The following is a 4,797-nucleotide window of genomic DNA, read 5'->3' on the forward strand; positions in this document are numbered from 1 at the left end:
TATTTAGTGCGCAATGCCCAGACCATGAGCCATATTTTAAATGGTGAACTAGGTCAAATGGCTGAACGCTTTAATTTAGAGCAGACTTTTACGGATTATCTAAATGATATTAAAGGCAAGACTGCCGCCCTCTTCCGCCTAGCTGCCGAAGAAGGTGCCCATTTTGCTGGTGGCAATGCTGAACAAAGCACAGCTTTGGCCAATTTTGGAGAGAATTTAGGCATTGCCTTTCAAATTGTGGATGATCTATTGGATTATACAGGCAGCGCTAAGCTTAACAAGCCTACTTTAGAGGATTTAGCTACCGGCGTATATTCACTGCCACTTTTATTTGCGCTCGATCAGCCTAAGCTAAAAACGAAACTGTTGCCTATTTTAAACAAAAAGCACCAAATGTCAGTTTCAGATATGCAATTAATTCAAGAAATCCTTGTTAATAGTGCCGTAATTGAAAAATGTCTAAGCAGTCGATTGCTTAGACATTTTTCAAAATAATAGTGCAACAACATTGCTTAAGAAAATGCCGCAACAATTATTGAAACGTAGTTTTTAAAAGATGGAAAAGCCAGATGCATTGAACGTGCATCTGGCTTTTTTTTACTTGGTATTAATTTTTTGTTCGCGATAAGTTCGGTTCAAAATAATAGAAACAATTATTACGATTAATGACACAACATAGACGGCTTTTAATCCAACTAAAAGGACCTGCCGCAATTGCGGAATCGTATCTGCTGCTAAAGTTTTGGCATTTTCTGCGGAAACGATTTTGTTCATCATCCCTTGCGTCAAGCCAGGGTGCTTAGCTAAGCCATGAGCTACTGAAGTATTAAAAGCAATACCGTAGATGGAAATCATCATGGTTTGACCTAGATACTTCATCAAAGTGTTAAACGAAGTAGCCACACCAATGTCGGATTTAGGCACCAATACTTGTGAACGAACCTGAGAGGCTGTTGTAATAACCCCAAATGCGGTTCCGTTAAAGGCTGCGACAATGCAAAATACCCAAAACGGCGTGTAAATTGGCACTAACAGCAACACCAAATCAGTGATCACTAATACACCTAACATATAGTCATAGGTCCTCTTAATGCCCCAACGGCCAAGCATCCAGCCTAGAATGAATGAACCAACAATCCACATCAGTGAACTTGGCGTAACGGCAAAACCTGCAAGAGAGGCATTCGTTCCGTTAATTCCCTGCATCCAAGTTGGAATATAGAATTCAAATCCGATAACTACCCCGCAGATCAGCAAAGTAATCAAATTCAATGCAAGGAACTCTCGATTTTTTAACATTGAGAGTGGCATCATCGGGTCCGTAGCGCGTTTTTCAGTCTTAAAGAAGGCAATTACCGATACCGCAACTAAAAGAGCTAAGACAGCCATTATTGCAATATTGGTATTTTCACCAAGATCTTGCAAAAAGAACATTAATGCCAATAACAAAATCACCAACCAGGTGGTTCCTTGCAAGTCTAACTTAGATTTGGCATTATGCTTCGGCTCTTTCAAATAGAAAATTACCAGCAAAAATGCAATAATTCCGATCGGTACATTAATGTAAAAGACCCAATGCCAAGATAAGTGTTGAACAATAAATCCACCTAATAATGGAGCAATTACTGAAGCTACTCCCCAAAAGCCAGAGTTAAGTCCTACGAGTTTGGCACGTTTTTGCAAAGTATACAAATCGGCAATCAGCGTAATAGCAACTGGCTGAACTGCTCCTGAACCTAATCCTTGAATTGCTCTAAACACAATCAATTCAACCATGTTTTGAGCTAGGCCACACAATGACGATCCAATGACAAAAAGTGCAATTCCAAACAAAAAAACTGGCTTTCGCCCAATGCTATCAGCCAGTTTTCCATATAAAGGAGTTGACACGGCTGTCATCAAAAGAAAGATTGACACGACCCAGTTCATAATTTCCAATCCATTCAGATCAGAAACTATAGTTGGCATCGCGGTAGAAACAATCGTTCCTTCAACACCAGACATAAAAGTAGTCATAAAAATCGCAAGCGTGACAAGTGACACGTTTGTTTTCTTCATTTTACTCCCTCTTTTTATTATTTATTGTTTTTGATGTAATCAAGTAAATCTTGAGTTTTATCGGTCTTTTCCCATGACAAATCGACGTCTGTTCTGCCGAAGTGACCATATGCGGCAGTTTGTTCATAAATAGGACGACGCAAATCAAGCATCTTGATAATACCTGCTGGGCGAAGGTCGAAGACATGACGAACTGCTTCAGTCAAAAGATCATCGTCAACCTTACCAGTACCTGCAGTATCGATCATAATTGATACTGGGTGAGCCACACCAATAGCGTAAGCCAATTGAACTTCACAGCGATATGCCAGACCTGCTGCCACAATATTTTTAGCAACATAACGAGCTGCATAACTAGCACTACGGTCAACCTTTGTTGAATCCTTACCTGAGAAGGCACCACCACCGTGACGAGCATAACCACCGTAAGTATCAACGATAATCTTACGTCCAGTTAAACCAGAGTCACCCTTTGGTCCACCAATAACGAAACGTCCTGATGGGTTAATCAAGAACTTAGTCTTTTCATCCAAGTAACGAGCTGGAATAACTTGTTTAATTACTAAGTCAATCATAGCTCGACGAATTTCTTCGTTAGATACTTCCGCATCAGTTTGAGTAGAAATAACTACAGTATCAACGCGAAGTGGATTATTGTTTTCGTCGTATTCAACTGTAACTTGTGCTTTAGCATCTGGGCGAAGCCAGTCTAAGGTATGATCCTTTCTTAATGAAGCAACACGTCTCATTAAGCGGTGAGCAAGTGAGATTGGTAAAGGCATTAATTCTGGTGTTTCCTTAATAGCAAAACCAAACATTAAACCTTGGTCACCTGCACCAATTTGATTCAATTCGTCTTGATCAGACTCATTTTCTCTTGTTTCAAGTGAATGATCTACACCACCTGCAATATCAGGTGATTGTTCATCGATATCCACCATGACAGCACAGTTGTTGCCGTCAAAACCTAATTCAGGACGATCATAACCAATTCTCAAGATGGTCTTACGTACTACGTCTTGAATATCAACATAAGCACTAGTTGAGATTTCTCCGAAGACAAAAACCATACCTGTAGTTACGATCGTTTCACATGCTACGTGTGAATTAGGATCTTTTTCCAACATTGCATCCAGAATAGCATCTGAAATTTGATCAGCAACTTTATCTGGGTGTCCTTCAGAAACTGATTCTGAAGTAAACAAACGTCTTTCCATAATAGTCCCCCCATATAGACATTAGCTATTCGGTTACAAGGCATCTTCACTAATAATAGTGAATCCTTTCAGGACTTGAACCGATAAAATTATTTTGTTCGTTCTTTTTGCAAAAAAAAAGACTACCGTCTCCGCGGTAGTCCCGAACAATGGAGGATACAGGGCTCGAACCTGTGACCTCCTGCTTGTAAGGCAGATGCTCTCCCAGCTGAGCTAATCCTCCATAAGTGACCCGTACGGGATTTGAACCCATGTTACGGCCGTGAAAGGGCCGTGTCTTAACCACTTGACCAACGGGTCATATCTCTTAATCAAGAGTACTTTATTATAATAACTAAATCAGTTTTAAAAGTCAAGAACTTTTTTAACTTTTTTATTTTTTAGTTATCTGAGTGACATCTCAATCACAACGTTTATTATACTACTAGACATCCATCATTTATGCAAGGGGTATTTTGAAAAATTTGAAATAATTTTTGATAATTGCTTTTCATCCAGTGATAATAGCTCACACCATTAGGCATCGTCTCCCGTACATCAAGTACTGGCACGTCTGAGCGCTTAGCCAAGTTAACCATATTATTAACCGTACTGCTTGATGCTTGAATATTATTAACAAAGAAGGCAATTTTTCTTTGTTTAATATCCATTTGCATCTTGTGGACCACTTTTGCATTAGGATCTGTTTCATTTTCCACAGCCTCTTCAAAAGCGTGATTTCCAATCTTAAAATGGCACCGCTCTAAAGCATAATCAAATACTGGCTCACTTACATAAACCGGCTTTGCTTTTTGTCCATCTATTTTATCCGCTAATTTCTTTATTGTATTTATTTTGTTCAAATACATTTTGGCATTATTTTTAAAGTAAGGTGCGTGCTTGGGATCAATTTGACTAGCTTTTTTAACAAGATAGGCAACATATTTTTGTGGCATATCCAGGTTATACCAAATATGAGGATTATCTCCCTGTTTTAGCCCCATAAGCTGCTCTCCCACTTTAGTAACGTGAATATCATTAGCATTAGCTAAATTGGTCATCCAGCTGTCATATCCTAAGCCATTTGCTATCACAATATTGGCATTCGCTACTTTTTTAGCGGAACCAGTAGTAGGTTCAAAATCATGAGGATCTGTATCTCCATTGTTAATAACTGCCTCTACTTTGCCATGCTTACCTACAATATTTTTAGCAATATTGGCATAAATATTAGTTGATGTGACAATATCGACTTGGTGTTTTCTAGTATTTTCATCTTTTTTGGTTGAACAAGCTGATAAACAAAACAGTAAAACTACTATTAACAAAGATGAAAATATAAATGTTTTCTTATTTTTCATTTAAATACCTCTTGTTAATTATTATAAGGTAAGAAAAAAGAGATCATATTCGTTATGATCTCTTTTTTTTCATTTATCTACGGAGTGTGAGGGATTTGAACCCTCGATACAGGTATAAGCCCGTATACATGATTTCCAATCATGCTCCTTAAGCCACTCGGACAACACTCCATACAAAAGTA

General features: G+C 38.5%; 3 protein-coding genes, 3 tRNA genes, 1 pseudogene and 1 riboswitch. Of the genes and pseudogenes, 1 reads left to right on the forward strand and 6 read right to left on the reverse strand.

Going from position 1 to position 4,797, the window contains the following annotated elements:
- A pseudogene (locus tag HMPREF0518_RS06520) lies at window positions 1-553 on the forward strand (polyprenyl synthetase family protein); the annotation flags it as partial.
- 44 nt (window positions 554-597) lie between these two features.
- Here HMPREF0518_RS06520 and HMPREF0518_RS06525 read toward each other — a convergent pair.
- From HMPREF0518_RS06525 to HMPREF0518_RS10445, 6 genes are all read right to left on the reverse strand, one after another.
- Entirely contained in the window at window positions 598-2,058 is a 1,461-nt protein-coding gene (locus tag HMPREF0518_RS06525) for an MDR family MFS transporter (protein ID WP_003627289.1), read from the reverse strand.
- Window positions 2,059-2,075: 17 nt separating this feature from the next.
- Window positions 2,076-3,275 carry a methionine adenosyltransferase gene (gene metK, locus HMPREF0518_RS06530; RefSeq protein ID WP_003627290.1) on the reverse strand — a complete coding sequence of 400 codons (1,200 nt, stop codon included), beginning with the start codon at window positions 3,273-3,275 and terminating at the stop codon, window positions 2,076-2,078.
- Window positions 3,273-3,361, reverse strand: a riboswitch (SMK box riboswitch). Its footprint overlaps the gene before it by 3 nt.
- A 64-nt stretch (window positions 3,362-3,425) precedes the next feature.
- Window positions 3,426-3,498: transfer RNA gene (locus HMPREF0518_RS06535), tRNA-Val, on the reverse strand.
- A 5-nt stretch (window positions 3,499-3,503) separates the two neighbouring features.
- Window positions 3,504-3,575 (reverse strand) — tRNA-Glu (locus HMPREF0518_RS06540).
- Between the two features lie 116 nt (window positions 3,576-3,691).
- On the reverse strand, window positions 3,692-4,615 hold the full coding sequence (locus tag HMPREF0518_RS06545; protein ID WP_003627291.1) for a metal ABC transporter solute-binding protein, Zn/Mn family: 924 nt from the start codon (window positions 4,613-4,615) through the stop codon (window positions 3,692-3,694).
- An 80-nt stretch (window positions 4,616-4,695) separates the two neighbouring features.
- Window positions 4,696-4,786, reverse strand: a tRNA-Ser gene (locus HMPREF0518_RS10445).
- Window positions 4,787-4,797: the final 11 nt, after the last annotated feature.

The sequence above is a fragment of the Lactobacillus helveticus DSM 20075 = CGMCC 1.1877 genome (genome assembly GCF_000160855.1).
GTDB lineage: Bacteria > Bacillota > Bacilli > Lactobacillales > Lactobacillaceae > Lactobacillus > Lactobacillus helveticus.